This is a genomic window from Streptomyces phaeofaciens, from assembly GCF_014648915.1.
Classification (GTDB): Bacteria; Actinomycetota; Actinomycetes; order Streptomycetales; family Streptomycetaceae; genus Streptomyces; species Streptomyces phaeofaciens.
Genome location: NZ_BMSA01000085.1, coordinates 1 through 2,172, shown reverse-complemented (window position 1 = coordinate 2,172; position 2,172 = coordinate 1). Strand labels below are relative to the sequence as shown.

Sequence of the window (2,172 nt, the reverse complement as noted above, 5' to 3'; positions counted from 1 at the left end):
AGGGTGAGTTCGTCGTGGTTGCGCAGGAAGATGCCCCACTGGCAGTTGACGGGGATCGCGGGGGTCTTGGCGAGGATCTCGGAGACGGGGTGGCGTGATTCGCGGCGGACCGCCATGAAGATGCGGGGCATGACGGGGAAGTGGAACGCCATGTGGCACTCGTCGCCGCCGGAGGCGTAGTCGCCGAAGTAGTCGACGACGTCCTCGGGCCACTGGTTGGCCTCCGCCAGGATCACCGTGTCCGGGTAGTGGGCGTCGATCTCCTTGCGGACCCGTTTGAGGAACTCATGGGTTGCCGGAAGGTTTTCGCAGTTGGTGCCCTCCTGCGCGTACAGGTACGGCACCGCGTCCAGCCGGAAACCGTCGATGCCCAGGTCCAGCCAGAACCGCAGCGCGGAGATCATCTCCTCCTGCACGGCCGGGTTCTCGTAGTTGAGGTCCGGCTGGTGGGAGAAGAAGCGGTGGAAGAAGTACTGCTTGCGGACCGGGTCGAAGGTCCAGTTGGAGGCCTCGGTGTCGACGAAGATGATCCGCGCGTCGGCGTACTGCTTGTCGTCGTCGGCCCACATGTAGTAGTCGCCGTAGGGCCCGTCGGGGTCCTTCCTCGACTCCTGGAACCACGGGTGCTGGTCGCTGGTGTGGTTCATCACGAAGTCGATGATCACGCGCATGCCGCGCTGATGCGAGGCGTCGACGAACTCCACGAAGTCGGCCAGGTCGCCGAACTCGGGGAGCACGGACGTGTAGTCCGAGACGTCGTAACCGCCGTCGCGGAGCGGTGACTTGAAGAACGGCGGCAGCCAGAGGCAGTCGACGCCCAGCCACTGGAGGTAGTCGAGCTTGGCGGTGATGCCCTTGAGGTCGCCTACGCCGTCGCCGTTGCTGTCCTGGAAGGAGCGGACGAGGACTTCGTAGAACACGGCGCGCTTGAACCACTCGGGGTCGCGGTCCTTGGCGGGGGTGTCCTCGAAGGTGTCCGGAACAGGTTCGTTGACGATCATCGTGTGGGTGACCCTCCGATCTGCGGGTGGGACGGTCGCAGGACGGTGAGGACGTGCGCGGGCCGGGTGCCCGGTTCGAGGCGCACGTAGTTGGCCCTGCCCCAGTGATAGGTCTCGCCGGTGAGCTCGTCGCGCACCGGCACCGACTCGTGCCAGTCGAGGCCGAGTTGCGGCATGTCCAACGAGACCGTCGTCTCCTGGGTGTGGTGGGGGTCGAGGTTGACGACCACCAGAACCGTGTTCGAACCGCTTCGCTTCGAGTAGACGATCACCGCTTCCCGGTCGGCGTGATGGAAGCGCAGATTGCGCAGCCGGTGCAGCGCGGGGCTGGCCCGCCGCACGGCGTTGAGCCGGGTGATCAGTGGGGCGAGGGTGTGGTCGGTGTCCCAGTCGCGGGGGGTGAGCTGGTATTTCTCGGAGTCGAGGTATTCCTCGCTGCCGGGGCGCAGGGGGGTGTTCTCGCAGAGTTCGTAGCCGCTGTAGATGCCCCAGGTGGGGGAGAGGGTGGCGGCGAGGACGGCGCGGACGGCGAAGGCGGCGGGGCCGCCGTCCTGGAGGTAGGCGTGCAGGATGTCGGGGGTGTTGGGGAAGAGGTTGGGCCGCATGTAGGCGGCGGTCTCGCCGGCGAGTTCGGTGAGGTGGTCGGTGAGTTCCTGTTTGGTGTTGCGCCAGGTGAAGTAGGTGTAGGACTGCTGGAAGCCGATCTGGGCGAGGGTGCGCATCATCGCGGGGCGGGTGAAGGCCTCGGCGAGGAAGATGACGTCGGGGTCGGTGCGGCCGATGTCGGCGATCACGCGTTCCCAGAAGAGCACCGGTTTGGTGTGGGGGTTGTCGACGCGGAAGATCCGCACGCCGTGGGACATCCAGTGCCGCAGGATCCGCAGGGTCTCGGTGACCAGGCCGTCCATGTCGGTGTCGAAGGCGACGGGGTAGATGTCCTGGTATTTCTTCGGCGGGTTCTCGGCGTGGGCGATGGTGCCGTCGGGGCGGTGGTGGAACCACTCGGGGTGTTTGTGGACCCAGGGGTGGTCGGGGGAGCACTGGAGGGCGAGGTCGAGGGCGATCTCCAGGCCGTGGTGCGCGGCCCGGCGGACGAACCAGGTGAAGTCCTCGAGCGTGCCGAGTGCGGGGTGGATCGTGTCGTGGCCGCCCTCGGGGGAGCCGATGGCCC

2 protein-coding genes are annotated in these 2,172 nt (G+C 66.8%); both read right to left on the bottom strand.

The window, feature by feature from the left end:
* On the bottom strand, nucleotides 1–1,001 hold a 1,001-nt coding region (locus IE275_RS45625), incomplete at its 3' end, for an alpha-amylase family glycosyl hydrolase (RefSeq protein ID WP_268255378.1).
* On the bottom strand, nucleotides 998–2,172 hold a 1,175-nt coding region (locus IE275_RS45620; RefSeq protein WP_506417349.1), incomplete at its 5' end, for an alpha-amylase family glycosyl hydrolase. The genes IE275_RS45620 and IE275_RS45625, both read right to left, overlap by 4 nt.